The organism is Streptomyces sp. NBC_01306 (assembly GCF_026340465.1).
Classification (GTDB): Bacteria; Actinomycetota; Actinomycetes; order Streptomycetales; family Streptomycetaceae; genus Streptomyces.
Genome location: NZ_JAPEPC010000001.1, coordinates 1,714,928 through 1,734,100, shown reverse-complemented (window position 1 = coordinate 1,734,100; position 19,173 = coordinate 1,714,928). Strand labels below are relative to the sequence as shown.

Annotated in this window: 16 protein-coding genes; 11 read left to right on the top strand and 5 right to left on the bottom strand. The window is 70.2% G+C overall.

Going from position 1 to position 19,173, the window contains the following annotated elements; translation table 11 throughout:
• Positions 1-29 precede the first annotated feature (29 nt).
• From OG385_RS07300 to OG385_RS07260, 9 genes are all read left to right on the top strand, one after another.
• On the top strand, positions 30-1,007 hold the full coding sequence (locus OG385_RS07300; RefSeq protein WP_266852929.1) for a tetratricopeptide repeat protein: 978 nt from the start codon (positions 30-32) through the stop codon (positions 1,005-1,007).
• 611 nt (positions 1,008-1,618) lie between these two features.
• Entirely contained in the window at positions 1,619-2,263 is a 645-nt protein-coding gene (locus OG385_RS07295; RefSeq protein ID WP_266852927.1) for a DUF6230 family protein, read from the top strand.
• A gap of 93 nt (positions 2,264-2,356) precedes the next feature.
• On the top strand, positions 2,357-2,944 hold the full coding sequence (locus OG385_RS07290; protein ID WP_266852925.1) for a DUF6114 domain-containing protein: 588 nt from the start codon (positions 2,357-2,359) through the stop codon (positions 2,942-2,944).
• Positions 2,934-4,298, top strand: coding sequence for a hypothetical protein (locus OG385_RS07285; protein ID WP_266860697.1), 1,365 nt, complete (start codon positions 2,934-2,936; stop codon positions 4,296-4,298). The genes OG385_RS07290 and OG385_RS07285 overlap by 11 nt, the downstream gene beginning before the upstream one ends.
• A 642-nt stretch (positions 4,299-4,940) precedes the next feature.
• Positions 4,941-6,344, top strand: a complete 1,404-nt coding sequence (locus tag OG385_RS07280) for a sugar porter family MFS transporter (protein ID WP_266852923.1) — start codon at positions 4,941-4,943, stop codon at positions 6,342-6,344.
• Entirely contained in the window at positions 6,341-7,138 is a 798-nt protein-coding gene (locus OG385_RS07275) for an SDR family NAD(P)-dependent oxidoreductase (RefSeq protein ID WP_266852922.1), read from the top strand. Before OG385_RS07280 ends, OG385_RS07275 begins: the two co-directional genes overlap by 4 nt.
• Positions 7,139-7,192: 54 nt before the next feature.
• The gene (locus tag OG385_RS07270) at positions 7,193-8,311 is read left to right on the top strand and encodes a zinc-binding dehydrogenase (RefSeq protein WP_266852920.1); all 1,119 of its coding nucleotides are present in this window, start codon (positions 7,193-7,195) and stop codon (positions 8,309-8,311) included.
• 123 nt (positions 8,312-8,434) lie between these two features.
• Positions 8,435-9,268 (top strand): hypothetical protein, encoded by an 834-nt coding sequence (locus tag OG385_RS07265; protein WP_266852918.1) that lies wholly within the window; start codon positions 8,435-8,437, stop codon positions 9,266-9,268.
• Positions 9,269-9,404: 136 nt separating this feature from the next.
• Positions 9,405-9,983 (top strand): dihydrofolate reductase family protein, encoded by a 579-nt coding sequence (locus OG385_RS07260; protein WP_266852916.1) that lies wholly within the window; start codon positions 9,405-9,407, stop codon positions 9,981-9,983.
• Between the two features lie 67 nt (positions 9,984-10,050).
• Here OG385_RS07260 and OG385_RS07255 read toward each other — a convergent pair whose 3' ends face one another.
• The gene (locus tag OG385_RS07255; RefSeq protein ID WP_266852914.1) at positions 10,051-10,941 is read right to left on the bottom strand and encodes a LysR family transcriptional regulator; all 891 of its coding nucleotides are present in this window, start codon (positions 10,939-10,941) and stop codon (positions 10,051-10,053) included.
• 161 nt (positions 10,942-11,102) lie between these two features.
• On the opposite strand from OG385_RS07255, the gene OG385_RS07250 reads away from it, so the two are divergent.
• The gene (locus tag OG385_RS07250; RefSeq protein ID WP_266852912.1) at positions 11,103-12,269 is read left to right on the top strand and encodes a nuclear transport factor 2 family protein; all 1,167 of its coding nucleotides are present in this window, start codon (positions 11,103-11,105) and stop codon (positions 12,267-12,269) included.
• Positions 12,270-12,341: 72 nt separating this feature from the next.
• On the opposite strand, the gene OG385_RS07245 is transcribed toward OG385_RS07250, so the two are convergent.
• Positions 12,342-13,196: an NAD(P)H-binding protein gene (locus tag OG385_RS07245; RefSeq protein WP_266852910.1), complete on the bottom strand. Its 855-nt coding sequence runs from the start codon at positions 13,194-13,196 to the stop codon at positions 12,342-12,344.
• A gap of 77 nt (positions 13,197-13,273) precedes the next feature.
• On the opposite strand from OG385_RS07245, the gene OG385_RS07240 reads away from it, so the two are divergent.
• A complete protein-coding gene (locus OG385_RS07240) occupies positions 13,274-14,029 on the top strand; it encodes a helix-turn-helix domain-containing protein (protein WP_266860695.1) in 756 nt (251 codons plus the stop codon).
• 155 nt (positions 14,030-14,184) lie between these two features.
• On the opposite strand, the gene pyk is transcribed toward OG385_RS07240, so the two are convergent.
• The 3 genes from pyk to pta all read right to left on the bottom strand — a co-directional run bounded on the left by pyk (position 14,185) and on the right by pta (position 19,013).
• The gene (gene pyk, locus OG385_RS07235) at positions 14,185-15,618 is read right to left on the bottom strand and encodes a pyruvate kinase (protein ID WP_266852908.1); all 1,434 of its coding nucleotides are present in this window, start codon (positions 15,616-15,618) and stop codon (positions 14,185-14,187) included.
• 81 nt (positions 15,619-15,699) lie between these two features.
• A complete protein-coding gene (locus OG385_RS07230; protein ID WP_266852906.1) occupies positions 15,700-16,917 on the bottom strand; it encodes an acetate kinase in 1,218 nt (405 codons plus the stop codon).
• Positions 16,914-19,013: a phosphate acetyltransferase gene (pta, locus tag OG385_RS07225; protein WP_266852905.1), complete on the bottom strand. Its 2,100-nt coding sequence runs from the start codon at positions 19,011-19,013 to the stop codon at positions 16,914-16,916. The genes OG385_RS07230 and pta overlap by 4 nt, the downstream gene beginning before the upstream one ends.
• Between the last annotated feature and the right edge of the window lie 160 nt (positions 19,014-19,173).

Genomic DNA, 19,173 nt, shown 5'->3' with positions numbered 1-19,173 from the left:
ACGAGTGGCGGAGGGGGGAGGATGTACGTATGCAGCCTAGGAACATGTCCATGAGCGGCGTCGTCGACCTCGCCGCAGTGAAGGCCGCCGGCGAGGCCCGGCAGAAAGCGGAGCAGGCGCGCGCCGAGACCGCAAGGCAGGGCGGCGCAGCGGCCGTCTCGCCCGTCTCGCTGGTGATCGACGTCGACGAAGCCGGTTTTGAGCGCGATGTCATCCAGCGCTCCGCCGAGGTCCCGGTCGTCATCGACTTCTGGGCCGAGTGGTGCGAGCCCTGCAAGCAGCTCGGCCCGCTGCTGGAGCGCCTCGCCGTCGAGTACAACGGCCGCTTCCTGCTCGCCAAGGTCGACGTCGACGCCAACCAGATGCTGATGCAGCAGTTCGGGATCCAGGGGATTCCGGCCGTTTTCGCCGTGGTCGCCGGGCAGGCCCTCCCGCTCTTCCAGGGTGCGGCGCCCGAGGCCCAGATCCGGCAGACCCTCGACCAGTTGATCCAGGTCGGCGAGGAGCGCTTCGGGATCACCGGGATCCCGGTGGACCCGGAAGCGGAGCCGCCCGCCGCGGACGCCGAGCCCGCCGAGGTGCCGGCCGGCCCCTATGACGCACTGCTCGAAGCGGCCGTACAGGCGCTGGACGCCAATGACTTCGACAGCGCGGTCCAGGCGTACCGGAATGTCCTCTCGCAGGACCCGGCCAACGAGGAGGCCAAGCTCGGCCTCGCCCAGGCCGAACTGCTCGGCCGGGTCCAGGGTCTGGACCCCCAGCAGGTCCGGAAGGACGCGGCCGACAGCCCCGCCGATGTCAAGGCGCAGATCGCCGCGGCCGACCTCGATCTGGTGGGCGGTCATATCGAGGACGCCTTCGGCCGTCTGGTCCAGACCGTGCAGCGGACGGTGGGTGACGACCGCGAGGCCGCACGGGTCCATCTGCTCCAGCTCTTCGAAGTGATCGGATCCGACGACCCGAGGGTGACCGCCGCCCGTTCCGCCCTGGCGCGCGTGTTGTTCTGACGAGGGTTCTGAACAGTCACTAAACGCGCGGCGTCGGCGGGTTGATGCTGACGATTTGGCGACACAGCGATAACCGACGGCCGTACTTTGCCAAAGCTTGGCAATTGCGGCCGTCTGTTACTCCGAGTAAATCAGGTACCTCCTTCTGCCCGGTTATGGTCGCCTACCGCCCGATGTAGCGCCGGCGTCGGCCCCACCCTGTGTGTCCGCGCGATATCGGCCGGTCGCGGTTCGGTTATCGAGCCGTTACTAGCCGGTAACGAGCCCCTTGTGTCACAGCCGCGAATGCACCACGATCGGCCAGGCTCGGTCCAATCACGCACCGGCGCGACATCCGGTCGCGGCGTGGCCGCTTGGGTCCCCACCGAGCCGGTCGGCGGCAGTGGCGCCGGCTGCGGGACAGGGGGGTTCCTGCCACCCGGCGGGGCCTGTCCAGCGGTTGCGCGAAGGCGTGGCCAGTGGTTGTCGCTCGGGGGTGATCGCCGGTGCTTCGGACGCGGTTCGCGCTTCTGAACCGGGCGCTCTCCTTCCCGAGGACGTAGCACTTCTCCCATCCCAGGACGGGCTTCGAACCCGATCCGGAGATGTACGTCCGAGAAGGAGGAAACTAAGTGAGTTCCCAGGTACGTGGCGGAACCAGATGGAAGCGGTTCGCGCTTGTCATGGTGCCGAGCGTGGTCGCCACCGCTGCGGTGGGCGTCGGCCTCGCGCAGGGTGCGCTCGCCGCTTCGTTCAGCGTGTCCGGCCAGAGCTTCAAGGTCAGTGCCGACCAGCTGGTCGGGCAGGACTTCGTCCAGTACGGCAGTGTCGCGACCGGCAAGGACCTGAACGGCAAGAGCGCCGCCCACGCGGTGGCCGTGTCGGGGTTCAGCAGCGCCACGATCAACAACATGTGCCAGTCGGTGGTCACACCCAACCTGCCGTTCGGCCTTGGCAGCGTCACGCTGCAGCTGCACGCGGGCACCGACGCCAAGAAGCCGGTCGAGGCGACGAATCTGTACCTCGATGTCGCGAGCCTCGACGCCGATGCGACGTTCAAGAACATCGACATCGGTGTAGCGGCCGGTGACCCGTCGAACAAGACGGGCATCGAGCACGGCACGGAGAAGGCCGTCAATCCGAACGGCTTCGCGCAGCGCGCCGATGAGGCGACGCTGAAGCACGTGAAGCAGACGGCGTGGGCGACCACGGCCGGCACTTTCAAGCTCAGCAACTTGAGCCTGAGGCTCAAGCCGGGCGTCCAGGAGTGCTACTAAGCACACCCGGGCGGCCGGAGCGCGCAGTCGGCGCTGCGGCCGCCCGAACCCCCTACTTCTCAGAGCAACACCGGTACCAGGGAGCTGTTTTCCATGAGCGCCGAGTCCACAGGTTCCCGCGATTTCACCCACTGGCGGCTTCGCTTCCGCGCATGGCGGGGAAACCGACCCTTCTGGGCGGGCCTGTTCACCATGGCGGGAGGCGTGCCGATCGCCTACTTCCCGTACGCCAACATGCACCTCGGCAATGTGACGCTGGCGATGTCCACCACCGCGGGTGCCGGGTCGCTGATCATCGGCGTGCTGCTCGTCACGCTCGGTGTGACGATGTGGTACCACGCCGCTGTCAAGGCGTTCGCGGGGGTAGCGGCGATCCTGCTGGCGCTGATCTCCCTCCCGGTGGCGAACATCGGCGGTTTCGTCGTCGGCTTCCTGCTGTCGATGGTCGGTGGGGCGCTCTCGCTCTCCTGGGCGCCCGCGAAGCCCAACGCCGACCCGGCGGTGCCGGCCCAGGGCGGTTCCGAGGACGGGACTCCGCACGGAAGCACGCCCGAAGGCACGGCTCCCGTGGACGAGTTCCTCCCCTTCGGCCACGCACCGGCCGTCCCGGAGCAGCCGTCCCGGGCGTATGACAAGGACACGACAGTGGATGCCAACGGTGGGAGGCACCGTGCGGGGTGACGAAGCGCAGCTGAGTACCACCGAAGGCGACGACTTCCCGGAGAGAAGAGGCGGCCGTCACGCGGCCCCCAGGAAGTCGCTGCTGACGAAGCTGCACATACCCACGAGCAAGGCGATAGCCCTGGCGGCCATGCCCACCGCGGTGTTCGTCGGGATGGGTCTCACCCCCAAGCTGGCGATGGCCGACGACCACGGCGACATCCCGTTCGCGTCCGGACCGTGTGTGTCCCGCTCCGACGAGCCGAGCCCGTCGGACAGCGCGTCGGACTCGCCGAGCCCGTCGGCTTCGGACAAGGCCAAGACGGACGCCAAGGACGCCAAGGACGCCAACGCCAAGAAGGACGCCAAGGCCGGTGACGCCCCGTCCCCGTCGGCCACACCGTCGGCGACCGGCTCCACGAAGAAGTCGACGCAATCCACGTCGGGTTCGTCCGCTTCGGACCAGGCGTCCCCGTCGCCCGCCGCGACCGAGTCGAAGAACCCGCTGGACCCGCTGGGTGTGGGTGACGCGCTCAAGCACCTGTTCAACCCGGACAAGGACACCGCGAGCCCGTCCCCGGACCCGTCGTCCTCCGCGACGGCCAAGACCGCGGCCGAGAAGAAGGCCGCGGAGAAGAAAGCCGCTGAGAAGAAGGCTGCCGAGAAGAAGGCCGCCGAGAAGAAGGCGGCGGACAAGAAGGCAGCGGGCTCCGTCGCGGACGCGGCCGGCAAGGTCACCGGCGCGGCGAAGAGCACGGCCGACAAGACCGCCGAGAAGATCCGCGAGGCGGCCGCCGAGGCCGGCAAGACGGTCAAGGAACTCCCCTCGGACGCCAAGGGCCTCGACCCCAAGAAGGACACGGCCATCCCGGACGGCGCCAAGCCGTCCTACCCGTGCCCGACCGCCGACCCGAAGGCACTCGCCGCGGCCGATCTGGAACAGGGCATCCCGGCCCTGCCCGACGACCCGTGGACGCTGAAGAGCTCGATGCTGACCCTCAACGGCCTGGACTACAAGGGCATCGTCGAGGTCAGGACGGGCAGCGGCAAGATCAAGAAGGTCCTGAAGTTCACCGCGTCCTCGCTGGACATCAAGGACCTGCACCAGATGACCGTCGGCCCGAACGGGGCCACCGGCCATGTGAAGGGCGCGGCGGGCTCGACGTCGACCATCCGCGACGGCCAGGTGACGATGTACACGGAGTCGCTGAAGGGCAACCTCTTCGGCCTCATCCCGATCACGTTCAGCCCGGACACCCCGCCGCCGATCAACGTGCCGTTTGCGTTCTTCACGAACGTAACGGTGAAGCAGGCCGGCCAGTTCGGCGGCACGCTCCATGTGCCAGGTCTCCAGAACTACTTCACCGGCGCCTGATCCGCCGGCGCGAGAACGTCCGGGAGCCGCGGAATCGGCTGTGGCCCGCACCCTCTGCTTCGAGGGCGCGGGCCACAGCCGTATGCGGGCCGCCGAGCCCGCTCGCGTCCCCGAGAGCGCGTGTCACCCGACAGGGCGCTGCTGGATCCCCCGAGCCGGCCCCGCAGGCATCACGGTGCGACCGCCGGCTGAATGGAATCTCTACGATCCGCAGGTGATCCGCCGGCGGCTCACTTCGCCCGTCCGTGCCGCCCAACTGCGCGAACTGCGGGCGATCTTGGCAGGCGCCCGGACCGAGACGGAAGAACTGCTCTGAGGGAGCGCGTCCCCGGACTGTACGGCCGCGGAGGGCTCCGCCCTCGCCGCACTCATTGACGCCGTCCTCCTCGAACCGCTGGCGAGCGGGCCGGGAATCCCTTCCGGCCTGATGGCGCAGCGCTGCTGACCGGGACGTTGCGGCCTTCCGCGGGGTCGTGCGGCCGATGGCCCGCGCCCCCGGCCCGACGCGAAAACGGCTCGGGCTGCTGCCGCGGGCATGCACACCGGAAACCCGGTCCTCAAGTCACTGCGACTGGATCTTGACTCCCGCACTCCGGCGCTGATAGTCATTTGATACTACCATTGCTTCGAAAGGTTCAGGCCATGCCAATGCCACCGGACAGCGTCGCAAAGGCAACAGAGCAATCCGCGGCATCCGGGGACGGGCGGCTGCTGGGCGTCGCCGCGGGCGTGGCGGCGGTCGCCGGACTGCTCTTCGGTTACGACACGGGCATCATCTCGACCGCCCTGTTGTCCATCACGCAGGACTTTCATCTCAGCTCCCAGGGAAAGGAGTTGGTGACCAGTTCGATCCTGGCCGGCGCCATCGTCGGGGCCCTCGTTTCGGCCCGGCTGTCGGAGCGCCGGGGGCGGAAGTTCGCGGCCGTGCTGGTCGGGGCCGTCTTCGCGATCGGAACCGTCGGCTCCGCGCTCGCCCCCGATGTCGAGATACTGATCGGCTCGCGCCTCGTCCTGGGCTTGGCCGTGGGAGGGTCGTCTCAGGTCATCCCCATCTACATCGCCGAGATCGCGCCCGCGTCCCGGCGCGGGCGGTTGGTGGTGATGTACCAGGTACTCATCGCGGCGGGAGTGCTGGTGTCCGCCGTCGTCGGTTATACGACCCACAGCTCCTGGTCCTGGCGGTGGATGGTCGCGGTCGCGGTCATCCCCGCGCTGCTGCTGGTGGCAGCCACGGCTTTTCTCCCGGAGAGCCCGCGCTGGCTGGTCGCGCACGGTCAACCCGAGCGGGCCAGGAACGTGCTGCGTCGGCTGCGCACGAGCCCCGAAGAGGCGGAAGCTGAGCTTCGCGAGGTCAGCGCCCTTCCTGAGCAGGGGAAACGCAAGGAGAAGCTGAGCGCGCGATGGCTGCGCCCCGCGCTGCTGGCAGGACTCGGCGTGGCCTTGTTCGCGCAGGTCACAGGCATCAACGCCATCGTCTATTACGCGCCGACCTTCCTTTCCGAATCCGGGTTCGGGGAGTCGACTGCACTGCTCGGGACCGTCGGTGTCGGTGCTGTCGAGACGCTGATGGTGATCCTCGGAGCGATGACCGTGGACCGTATCGGCCGGCGTCGGCTGATGCTGTGGACCCTGCCTGGCTCCGCGCTGAGCCTTGTCGTCATGGGCGCGGCTTCACTCGCCGGGAACGCCGGGTGGGCGGTCATGTTGTTCATGTTGCTCTACATGGCGTTCAACAGCCTGGGCATGCAGGTCGTCGCCTGGCTCATGGGGTCGGAACTGTTCCCGCTTCCGGTACGGGGCAAGGCGATGAGCGCCCACGCGACCACCTTGTGGGGGGCCGACCTCCTGGTCTCCATGACGACCCTGACCCTGGTCGACAGCATCTCCTTGACCGGAATGCTGTGGGTGTACGCGGCGCTGAACGTCGCCGCGATCGTTTTCGTCGTGTTCCGGGTGCCCGAGACGACCGGGCGCTCCCTGGAACAGATCGAGTCGAGCCTGCGTGACGGGACGTTCGTCCCCCGGGGCAACGAAGGAGTGGAATGAATTCGTCGGAACGCGTCGTCCTGGTGACCGGTTCGACCCGCGGCATCGGCCGGGCGACGGCCGAACTGTTCGCGGCGAGCAGGTACCGCGTGGTCGTTCACGGTATACGGAGCGAGGAGTGCGACGAGACGCTGCGTGCCATCCGTGGTGCGGGCGGCCACGCCGGTGTCGCCACGGCCGACCTCACGCAGGAGGGGGCCGCTGAGCACCTGATCGATACCGCCCACGCGGTGTACGGGCGACTCGACGTGCTGGTCAACAACGCGGGGGCGAACGTCTTCACCGGGACGCTCGGCACGTCGATCGCGCAGTGGCAGCATGCCATGGACCTCGATCTGCGAGCCGTGTGGCTGTGCTCGAAGGCTGCGGCGCGCTCCTTGGAACGGCCGGGCGCCATCGTCAATGTGGCGTCGAACCACGCCTTCTCCACCATGGCCGGCTCCTTCCCGTACAACGTCGCGAAAGCAGGAGTGGTCGCCCTCGGGCAGTCGCTCGCGCTGGAACTGACGCCGGAGCGCATCCGCGTCAATACGGTGTGCCCCGGCTACATCGACACCCCGATCAACGAAACGTACTTCGGCGGCTTCGCCGACCCTGCGCGCGAACGGGCCCGGGTCGAGGCGTTGCATCCTGTGCGGCGCATCGGCATGCCCCAGGACGTTGCGCGGGCCATCCGCTTCCTTGCCGATGAGCAGGAGGCCGGGTTCATCACCGGTACCAGCCTGCTCGTCGACGGTGGCAGGTCGGCTCTCATGCAGGACCCCGACCCGGAACAAGCGGCGACCCGGCCGTAGGAAGCACGACAGAGCACCTCATCGCATGAGCAGCAGGACAAGAAAGGCTGAGAAATGAATACCAACAAGGTAGTCACGCTTGAAGGCCCCGGCGCCGCCCTCGACGTGCGCGAGCAGCCGATGCCTAAGGTGCAGCGGGACAATCTCCTCGTACGCGTCGAGCTTTCCGGCGTCTGTGCCACGGACCTGCACATTTGTCAGGGCGACATTCCCGGATTCCGCTACCCCGTCACACCGGGTCACGAGGTCGTCGGCACGGTTGCCGAGGCGGGCGCCGATTTCACGACGGACGTCACGGGCCGGCCGGTGCGGCCGGGCGACCGGGTTGTGGTGATGCCGGCGACTCCGGACGGCACCTGTCCGTCCTGCCGCCGTGCGCGGCCGGTCCCCGACTGCGACAACTTCGACGTCATCGGTTTCTCGGTCCCCGAAGAGCGTCAAGCGGGCGGCGGCTGGGGACAGTACGTGCTGTGCAACTCCAGCAGGGCGCGGGTGTTCGTCACCGAGGCGAGCCCGGAAGCGGCGGTTCTGGCGGAGCCTGCTTCCACCCCGGTGGAAGGTATGCGCCGGGCAGGTGTCGCCTTCGGTGACAGTGTGCTCGTGCAGGGCACCGGCACCATCGGCCTGCTCGCGGTCGCCGCGGCCAAGGCTCTGGGCGCCGCCCGCATCGTCGCGATCGGTGGCCCCGAGCGCCGGTTGCGCATCGCCGAAGAGCTCGGTGCCGACACCACCATCAGCATCGACGGGACGCCCGACCCCGAGGAACGCGTGCGGCTGGCCATCGCCGCCAGCCCGGGCGGCCTGGGCTTCGACGCGGTTGCGGAGTGTGTGGGGGCTCCCGCGGTTCTGCCGGAGGGTCTCTCCTGCCTTCGCAAGGGGGGAAGTTACCTGGAGCTCGGGCACTTCTCCGATGTGGGCGAGGCCAGCATCAATCCCTACCGGCACCTGCTCGCCAAGGACGCGCGGCTCGTGGCGGTCTCCGGCTACACCCCCGAGTCGTTCCACCGCGCCCTTCTGATGGTGGAGCGACTGGGCGCCGCGGCGGAATCCCTGGTCACGCACCGGTTGCCGATGGCCAGGGCCCAAGAGGCCGTCAACGCCCTGGCGCCCGGCCAGCAGTACGTGCTGGACGGAACCGAGGTCGGTAAGATCGTGATCGACCCCAGGCTGTAGCCCCCTCGGCTACAGTCCACGCACTACCGGGCCGGTGGGGCAGAATCGCGGAGTCGTGCGGGCGTCCGGGGGCGCGGCCGTGGCCCGTGTCATCGGGTGGCGGGGAGCATGGGGGAGTGAGCGGTGGGGGCTGTCGACGGCTGCCGTGCGACCGGCGACGACGGGAGCGGGCCCGCCGGGCGGATACCGGAGCCCGCGGGGCGAATACCCGAGCCCGCCGGGCGAACAGACGGATCCGCCAGGCGAATACAACTGCGCGCCGCCGCAAGCCGGTTCACCGCGTACGGCAAGGACCTGCTGCGCGGCGAGTGGCTGCGGATCGTGGTCGAGCCCGCGCGGGAGTTCAGAAGGCGCGGGGTGCCCGGCGTCGCACTCGGCATCCTGGCCGTCCTCGCGGTGATCGTCGTCCATGAGCTCATACGGACCCGTACGGGCGCCGTCGCGATACGGCTGACCGGCGAGGTCCGGGGCGATCTGCCCCTGCCGCTCGTCCTGCTGCGTACCCCTGTCTCACTGGTCCTCACGGACCCCGGGCTGCCCGTGTGGGCGGGGCTGCCCAAGCTGTTTCTCGCTTTCGCGCTCGCCGAACTCGTCCTCGGCCGCACCCGTACGCTGCTGATCGCCTGCGCCACGTCCCTCGCGGGCACGCTGGGCGCCCGGGTGATGATCGCGCTGGGGCACGGCCCGCTGGGACTGCCGCCCGAGACCGCGCACGTCCTCGACACCGGCCCGTCCGCCGCCGTGGCGGGACTCTTCGCCTATCTGGCCGTGGTCCGGCGCGCCCCGGTGCTCGCCCTGCTGACCACCGCGGTGATCGTCGTCCCTTCGATGCTCAGGCCGAACCTCGCGGGGCGCGAGCATCTGCTGGCCGTGGGCCTCGCGCTGGTCCTCGGAGCGGCCGCGTCCGTCCGCTCCCGGCAGCCGGGCGGCGAGTCCGCTGCGGCCGTGGCGGGTTGACGGGTTTTCCGGGCGGGGCGGGCGTATTCTCCGGGCCGCCCGTGACATTCCGGGCAGATCCCGTTACGGGTGATCCTGTTCCGGTCCATCCTGTTACGGGAGACTCCGTTACGGCCGGACCCCTGCGAGGACCGCGATGCGAAAGATCATCCTGACGATGTCGATGTCCCTGGACGGGTACAGCGAAGGACCCGGGCGGGACATCAGCTGGCACCGGATCGACGACGAAGTCCACCGTCACGTCAACGCGTACCTGGCGACGCTCGGCGGCTTCCTGGACGGTCGGGTGACCCATGAGCTGATGGCGGGCTTCTGGCCGACCGCGGACGCCGACCCGTCCATCAGCGAGCCGATGAAGGAGTTCGCCGCCATCTGGCGCGAGATGCCCAAGACCGTGTACTCCAGGACCCTGGAGCGGGCCGACTGGAACACCACCGTCGTACGGGAAGTGGTCCCCGACGAGGTGCGCGCGCTCAAGGCCCGGCCCGGCGGGGACCTGTCGCTCGGCGGGGCCGGTCTCGCCGCGTCCTTCATGGCGCACGGGCTGATCGACGAGTTCCACATCTACGTCCACCCGGTGCTCATCGGCGGGGGCACGCCGCTCTTCCCGGCGGCGGGGGCCTTCGCCGGTCTCGACCTGGCGGAGTCACGGAGCTTCGGTAACGGCGTCGTCCTGCTGCACTACCGGCGGGCCGGTGAGTCCGGCCCGGAGTGACCCCCACACGGCCCGCGGGACACGGCTGTGGCCCGCGAGCCCGGCCTGATCCCAACGAAGGCCCCGGTCATGGCCGGTCCGTGACCAGCGTGGCGAGCTGCCTGTGGAGGGTCTCCGCGGCGGGGTGCGGGTCACGGCGTGGTGCGATCGTGTAGATGCCGCGGGTCGGGGGATCGACGAGGCCCACGGTGGTGACGTCGGCCCGCAGCGCGCACGTCAGCACCCCGGGTATCAGCGCGATGGCGTGCCCTGTTGCCACCAGAGCCAGCTTGCCCAGCAGATCGGCCGCGGTGAGGTCGATGCGGGCGCTGACTCCGGCACGGGCCGCGTGCTGGCGCAGCAGGGCCGCCGAGCCGTCGTTGTCCTCGGCCCAGGTCTGGTCGGCCAGCGTCCGGATGTGCACCAGGCCTTCCCCGGCCTGCGGATGGCCGGCGGGCAGGACGACGACCATCTCGTCCAGGCCGAGGAACCGCCGCTCCACCCGCGGGTCATGGGCCAGCCCCGGTGGTGCGTCGGTGACGACAGCGATGTCCAGATCGCCGCCGATCACACGCTGGTGCAGCTGCGCGCTCAGACCGGGGACCAGGCTCCAGCGGACGGACCCGGTCTGCTCCAGCAGGGCCCGGATGGCCTCGGGAACGATCCCGGCGGCCAGCGAGGGCGCGGCGCCGACGGCCAGCGGCCGGCTGAACGCCCCGTCGCGAACGTCCCGTGCGGCACGTACGGCGCGGTCGGCCTCATGGAGCGTGGCCAGGGCGTGGCGCCGGAACACCTCGCCGGCAGCTGTCGGACGCACACCACGCGCATGGCGCTCCACCAGGGGCACCCCGATCTGCCGCTCCAGCCCGGCTATCTGCCGGGAGACCGCCGATTGCGTGTGGCTGAGTTCGGCCGCCGCCGCCGACAGCGACCCGAGGCGGCACACGGTCACGAACGTTCGCCACACACTCAGTTCCATGGAGGCGAGTATGCACAGCCGGTGCACACAGCCGGTGCACACAGCCGGTGCACACAGCCGGTGCACACAGCCGGTATGCGCAGACGGTATGCCCAACTCGCATGGCCGGCCTGCGAAATCTGCGCTTGTCGCAGCCTTCGCCCTGCACCACTCTTGCGTGCATGACCGCACCACACACGCCATACACCGTCGCTGTCCTCGGCCTGGGGCGCATGGGCGGCGCGATGGCCGCACGACTCGCCGCCCAGGGCTGGGATGTCGTCGGCTGGACACGCTCCGGGCGCACATCGGGCACCGCCGAGGTGACCGGCGACGCGAACGAAGCCGTGGCCAAGGCCGATCTCGTACTCCTGGCACTGTTCGACGGGCCCGCCTGCCGGCAGGTTCTCGACGACGTCCGCGACGCGCTGCGCACGGACACGGTGGTGCTGAACACCAGCACCGTTGCTCCCGCCGAGGCGTCGGAGCTGGCCCGGCAGTGCGGCCCGTCCTACATCCACGCGCCCGTGCTCGGCTCCGTACCGGCTGCCGCCGCCGGCACCCTGAGGATTCTCGCCGCCGCCGGACAGGACGCACTCGACCGGGCCCGGCCGGTGCTGGAAGCGCTCGGCACCGTACGACGCGTCGACGACGCCTCCACCGCCGCCGCGCTCAAACTGATCGCCAACAACAGCCTCGCCGGGGCCGTACTCGCGCTGCGCGACTCACTGCGGCAGGCCGAGGCCATCGGACTGAGCCGCGCCCAGGCGCTGGACGTTCTCGAACTGGGCCAGCTCGGTGGGCTCGTGGCCCGCAAACGCTCCTTCCTCGCCGAGCGGCCGGACGCCGGTACGGCCGAATTCACCATCGGTGCGCTGGCCAAGGACATGGACCTGCTGGCCGCCGCGTCGGACACCCCCCTGCGCGGCGCGGCCGGCCTGGCCCACACCCCGGCCGGCCCCGAGGCCGACTTCGCCGTCGCCGCCACGGTCCCCGCCGTGGAGGACGCGGTGCTCGAACCGCTCCGCGCGTACATCCGCGGACACGCCACCGGCGACCCCGTCCACTTCCGCGACGCGTTCCTGCCCACCGCCCATATCGAGGGAATCCGGGACGGCGCATTCGTCTCGTGGCGCCTGGCGGAGTACTGCGCTCTCTTCCAGGGGCGGCCCGCCCCGGACGAACCGGCCCGCTCCCGCCGCATCGACGCAGTCGACGTCCACGGCACCGTCGCGACCGCCACCATGACCCTCCGGCACGGCGCGGACACGTTCACCGATATCTTCCTGCTGGCGCGCGCCGACAACAGCTGGCGCATCGCCAACAAGGCCTATCACCGGCACTCCTGAGAGAGCGGGGGACCCACTCATGTCCGGCAGGGGCGGGTGGTGAACGGGAAGCCGGGGGCGGCGGGGCAGTCCTCATACGCCGAACGTGTCCCGGTGGTCGCCGGCCCAGGTGGCGTAGGTGCGCGCCGCGCGGCCGAGCACGGCCGTCACGTCACCGGTCAGCCGGGCGTTTCCCCCCTCGGCGATGAACCGCTGTCCGTGCACCGCGCCCTCGGCGAACTCCGGGTCCCGGCCGGCGGCGATCAGCTGCTGCTTCACCACGTCCAGCGGCACGTCGACGATCTCGATCGGGCGGCCGAGCACTTTCCGCAGGACGTCCACCTGGTCGGGCAGGCTCAGCAGTTCGGGACCTGTCAGGGTGTACGTCCTGCCCGCGTGGTCCGGCGTGGTCAGCGCCGCGACCGCGACCTCGGCGACATCACGTGGATCGATCACGCCCTGGGCGCCGTCGCCGGTCGGATTGGGAACCGGCTGCCCCGACCGGATCAGGGAGGCCCAGTGCAGGGTGTTGGTGGCGAAGCTGCTGGGCCGCAGGACCGTCCAGGCCGCCTCGCCCTGGTGCAGCGCCCGCTCGCCGGGAAGGTGCCAGGCGCCGACCCGGAGCCCGGTGTTCTCGCCGGTGCCGATGGCCGACAGCTTCACCACCCTTCCGACGCCGTGGGACCGTACGGCGTCGAGCATCGCCAGGTCGTGCTGCTCGATCCAGGGACCCGGCGCGTTCAGCAGGAAGACCGCGTCGGCCCCGGCCACCGCGGCGTCGAGGGAGTCACGGTTGCCGTAATCCGCCTGTACCGCCTGTACCAACTCCGCGGGCAGACGCGCGCCTTGAGGATTCCGCGTCATGGCCCTGACCCGCTCGCCGCGCTCTGCCAGGATCCGGACCACTTCAGTGCCGATGGTGCCTGTCGCACCCGTAACAAGGATCATGCCGAGCACTCTGCCGCCCGCTGCCGCACGGCTATAGGAAAAATCGGCAGTGCCCCGGAGCGGCCGGCGTGAACGCGATGATCCCGACGCCCGCGCTCCGGCCCTGGATCGCGGACGTGACGCTGATGCGGCCCGACAGCGCTCTGCCACTGGTGCACCTGCCCGACGCCGCCACCGCACTGGTCTACCGCAGGACCGGCGCGCGGGACGGCGACCTGCGCGTGGTCGGCCCGCGCAGCCGGGCCTCCTGCCATCCGGGCAAGGAACTGCCGATGTGCGTCAGGGTCCGGCTGCGTCCTGGCGCGGCCAGGCCGGTGTTCGGTGTCCCGGTCAGCGAACTGCGCGACCGGGCCGTACCGCTCACCGACCTGTGGGGCGACCGGGCGACCCGGCTCGCACACCGGCTCAACGAGCTGACCGCCCCAGGACCGGCTCTGCGGAGCATCGAGGAGGCACTGCTCGAAAGCCTGCACCACGGATCGGAGTCACGCGGCACGGACGCCCACGACCTGCTGCTCCGCGAGGCCGTCGATTCGCTGTCCACCACGGGCGAACGGGTCGCCGCGCTCGCCCGGCGGTTGTCGGTCAGCGAACGCCACCTGCGCCATCTGTTCACCGACCGGATCGGTCTGCCGCCCAAGCGCTTCGCCCGGATCCAGCGCGTCCGCACCGTACTGGCCGGGGCGGGCTCCGCGAGGCTGGCGGGCCTCGCATCCGACACCGGCTACTACGACCAGTCCCATATGACGGCCGACTTCCACACACTCATGGGAGTGTCACCGGCGGCCTTCCGCGCCGGCCGCCTCCCGGCCACGACTCCGTGTGCCGTGTGAAGCAGCCGTGTGAAGCAGCCGTGTGAAGCAGTCGCGTGAAGCAGTCGCGTGAAGCAGCCGTGTGAAGCAAGCAGACCAACCGGTGTCCGCCCCGTACGGCTGTGGCCCGCGACCCCGGTGAGGGGGTGCGGGCCACAGCCGTACGGAGCGGGGGGTCAGCTCTGGGTGTCCTCGCCGCCCAGGTGGTGCACCCGGACCATGTTGGTGGTGCCGGGGACGCCGGGGGGCGAGCCCGCGGTGATGATCATGCGGTCGCCGTCGCTGTAGCGCTTGAGCTTCAGCAGCTCGGCGTCGACCAGCTCGACCATCGCGTCGGTGTTGTCCACGTGCGGGACCACGTACGCCTCGACGCCCCAGCTCAGCGCGAGCTGGCTGCGGGTCGCCTCGTCCGTGGTGAAGGCCAGGATCGGCTGGCAGGTGCGGTAGCGGGAGAGGCGGCGGGCCGTGTCGCCGGACTGGGTGAAGGCGACCAGCGCCTTCGCGTCCAGGAAGTCCGCGATCTCGCAGGCCGCACGGGCCACCGAACCGCCCTGGGTACGCGGCTTCTTGCCGGGCACCAGCGGCTGGAGGCCCTTGGAGAGCAGCTCCTCCTCCGCGGCGACCACGATCTTCGACATCGTCTTGACGGTCTCGACCGGGTACGCGCCCACGCTCGACTCCGCGGAGAGCATGACCGCGTCGGCGCCGTCGAGGATGGCGTTGGCGACGTCGGACGCCTCGGCGCGCGTCGGGCGCGAGTTGGTGATCATCGACTCCATCATCTGGGTCGCGACGATCACCGGCTTGGCGTTGCGGCGGCAGAGCTCGATGAGGCGCTTCTGCACCATCGGGACCTTTTCGAGCGGGTACTCGACGGCCAGGTCGCCACGGGCGACCATGACCCCGTCGAAGGCCGCGACGACACCCTCCATGTGGGCGACCGCCTGCGGCTTCTCGACCTTGGCGATGACGGGGACCCGGCGGCCCTCCTCGTCCATGATCTTGTGCACGTCGATGACGTCGCTCGCGTCCCGCACGAAGGAGAGCGCGACCAGGTCGCAGCCCATCCGCAGCGCGAACCGCAGGTCGTCGATGTCCTTCTCGGACAGGGCCGGGACGTTCACCGCTGCGCCGGGCAGGTTGATGCCCTTGTGGTCGGAGATGACACCGCCCTCGATGACGATGGTCCTGACCTCGGGGCCCTCGACCTCGACGACCTTGAGCTCGACGTTGCCGTCGTTGATCAGGATCGGGTCGCCCTTGACGACATCGCCGGGCAGGCCCTTGTAGGTGGTGCCGCAGATGGTCTTGTCACCCGCGACGTCGTCGGCGGTGATGGTGAACTCGTCACCGCGTACCAGCTCGACGGGGCCCTCGGCGAAGGTCTCCAGGCGGATCTTGGGGCCCTGGAGGTCGGCGAGTACCCCCACGGCGCGGCCGGTGTCCTGGGAAGCCTTGCGGACGCGGTGGTACCGCTCCTCGTGCTCCGCGTGGGACCCGTGGCTCATATTCAGACGGGCCACATTCATGCCGGCCTCGATGAGCGTTTTCAGCTGCTCATAGGAGTCGACGGCTGGGCCCAGTGTGCAGACGATTTTGGAACGGCGCATGAGGCGGATCCTATCGGTTTGTTTCGCAACGGAATATTCCGTCTGGCGGAAAGTACAAATGGGCGGCAGGGCGCTCAGGTGTCAGTCATTCACCAAGGCGTATACCTGCTGCGCGATTTCACGTTCCTCGTCCGTCGGAACCACGGCCACAGCCACCCGGGAACCCTCCGGAGAAATCAGCCGGGCTTTGTCGGAACGCACGGCATTGAGCCCGGCGTCGACCGCGAGACCCAGCCCGTCGAGCCCCGCGACGGCGGCCGCACGCACCGGAGCCGAGTTCTCGCCGACGCCCGCGGTGAATGCCACCGCGTCCACCCGGCCGAGTACCGCGGTATAAGCCCCTATGTACTTCTTCAGCCGGTGTATGTAGATGGCGAATGCGAGTTCCGCCCGCCGGTCGCCCTCGTCCATCCGGCGGACGATCTCCCGCATGTCATTGTCCCCGCAGAGCCCGACCAGACCGCTTTTCTTGTTGAGCAGCGCGTCGATCTCGTCCACGGACATTCCGGCCACCCGGGTGAGATGGAAGATCACGGCCGGATCGATGTCACCGGAACGCGTCCCCATCACCAGGCCCTCCAGCGGCGTCAGCCCCATGGAGGTGTCCACACAGACCCCGCCCGCCACCGCGGACGCCGACGCCCCGTTGCCGAGGTGCAGCACGATGACGTTGACCTCGTCGGGTGTCCGGCCCAGCAGCGCGGCGGTCTTCCGCGAGACGTACGCATGGGAGGTGCCGTGGAAGCCGTACCGGCGGATGCGGTGGGCGTCCGCGGTCTCCACGTCGATGGCGTACCGGGCCGCGGACTCCGGCATCGTCGTGTGGAACGCGGTGTCGAACACGGCCACTTGGGGAAGGTCGGGGCGCAGCTCGCGGGCGGTGCGGATGCCGATGATGTTCGCGGGGTTGTGCAGCGGGGCGACCGGCACCAGGCGCTCGATCTCCTGGAGCACCGCGTCGTCCACGACGGTCGGAGCGGTGAACCGCAGCCCGCCGTGCACCACCCGGTGGCCGATCGCCGCCAGCTCGGGGGAGTCCAGACCGAGCCCGTCGGCGTCCAGCTCGGCCGCGATGGCCTTCAGCGCCGCGGCGTGGTCCGCGATATGGCCGCTCTGCTCACGGGTGGAGTCTCGGGTGGAGCCGCCGTGTGCGAGGAGCGTGTGCACACAGCGCGAGGCCGCCTCGCCGATCCGCTCGACCAGCCCCGTCGCCAGCTTGCTGCCGTCCGCCATGTCCAGCAGCTGGTACTTCAGCGACGAGGAGCCGGAGTTGAGAACGAGAACACGGGTGGCGGTCATACGGATCCCTCCTGGGCCCGGCTCCGGCCCTCGCCCTGAGCCTGGATCGCGGTGATCGCGACGGTGTTGACGATGTCCTCGACGAGCGCGCCGCGCGACAGGTCGTTGACGGGCTTGCGCAGCCCCTGGAGCACCGGGCCCACCGCCACGGCGCCGGCCGAGCGCTGCACGGCCTTGTAGGTGTTGTTGCCGGTGTTGAGGTCGGGGAAGATCAGCACGCTGGCCTGTCCCGCGACCGGCGACCCGGGCAGTTTGGTGGCGGCAACGGACGGCTCGACCGCCGCGTCGTACTGGATGGGCCCCTCGATCAGCAGATCCGGCCGGGCCGCCCGGACCAGCTCGGTGGCCCGGCGCACCTTGTCGACGTCCGCGCCCGAGCCCGAGGTGCCGGTCGAGTACGAGAGCATCGCGATGCGCGGCTCCACACCGAACTGCGCGGCGGTCGCCGCCGCCTGGATCGCGATGTCCGCCAGCTGCCGGTCGTCCGGGTCGGGGTTGACCGCGCAGTCGCCGTACGCGAGCACCTTGTCGGCGAGGCACATGAAGAACACCGACGAGACGATCGACGCGTCCGGCTTCGTCTTGATGATCTCGAAGGCGGGGCGGATCGTGGCGGCCGTCGAGTGCACCGCGCCCGAGACCATGCCGTCGGCCAGGCCCTCCTGGACCATCAGCGTGCCGAAGTACGAGGCGTCGGCGACCACGTCGTAGGCCAGCTCGACCGTGACGCCCTTGTGCGCGCGGAGCTTCGCGTACACCTCGGCGAACCGCTGGCGCAGCTCCGATGTCACCGGGTCGGTGACATCGGCGAGCGATACGTCGATGCCCAGGTCGGCCGCCTTCTTGCGGACGGTCTCCGGATCACCGAGCAGCGTCAGGTCGCAGACCCCGCGGCGCAGCAGGATGTCGGCGGCGCGCAGCACCCGCTCCTCGGTGCCCTCGGGCAGCACCACCCGGCGGCGGTCGGCCCGCGCGGTCTCCAGCAGCTCGTGCTCGAACATCATCGGAGTGACCCGGCCGCTGCGGGCCACCGAGAGCCGGTCGAGCAGCTCCGCGGTGTCCACATGGCGCTCGAAGAGGCCGAGCGCGGTCTCCGCCTTGCGCGGGGTCGCCGCGTCCATCCGGCCCTCCAGGGCGAACAGCTCACCCGCGGTCGGGAACGAACCGCCCGTCACGGCGACCACCGGGGTGCCGGGCGCCAGCCGCCCGGCCAGCTTGAGGATCGCCTCACCGGGACGCTCGTCCAGCGTCAGGAGCACACCGGCGATCGGCGGGGTGCCCGCGCTGTGCGCGGCGAGCGAGCCGACCACCAGGTCCGACCGGTCGCCGGGGGTGACGACCAGGCAGCCGGGCGTCAGCGCGTTCAGCAGGTTCGGCAGCATGGCCCCGCCGAACACGAAGTCCAGCGCGTCCCTGGCCAGCCCCGCCTCGTCGCCGAGCAGGACGGTGCCGCCCAGCGCGTGGCTGATCTGGGCGACCGTCGGCGCGGCCAGCGCCGGCTCGTCGGGCAGCACCGAGCACGGCACCGGAAGCTGCGTGGCGAGCTGTGCGGCCAGCTCGGCGCGGTCGCCCGGGGCCACCCGGTTCACCGCCATGGTGATGACGTCGCAGCCCAGCGCCTCGTACGCGCGGTAGGCGTTACGGGTCTCGGAGCGTACGGACTCGGGCGGCTGCCCCTTGCCGCCGACGACGGCGATCACGGACGCACCGAACTCGTTCGCCAGCCGGGCGTTCAGGGCCAGCTCGTCGGGGAGCTGGGTGGCGGCGAAGTCGGTGCCGAGGACGAGCACCACTTCGTACCCGCGCGCCACCTCGTGGAAGCGGCCGACCAGGTGCGAGACCAGCTCGTCGGTGCCCTGCTCGGCCTGGAGGGCGGACGCCTCGTGGTAGTCCATGCCGTACACCGACGCCGGGTCCTGGCTCAGCCGGTAGCGGGACCGCAGCAGCTCGAACATCCGGTCAGGACCGTCGTGCACCAGCGGCCGGAAGATCCCGACCCGGTCCACCTGGCGTGTGAGGAGTTCCATGACCCCCAGCTCGACGACCTGGCGGCCGTCGCCGCGGTCGATCCCGGTCACGTACACGCTGCGCGTCACGCGTGTTCTCCGTCCTCTGCCTCATGTGCCTCGTGCTGGTGTTTCCGGGCCTCCCGGACAGCGCCGCCGGGACCCGGGGGGCGCTCGCCGGGGCCCCGCGCGCCCTCTTGACAGTACCCTCGGGGCTGGCTAGGCCGCCTGTCCACGCCTGCGTACGGGA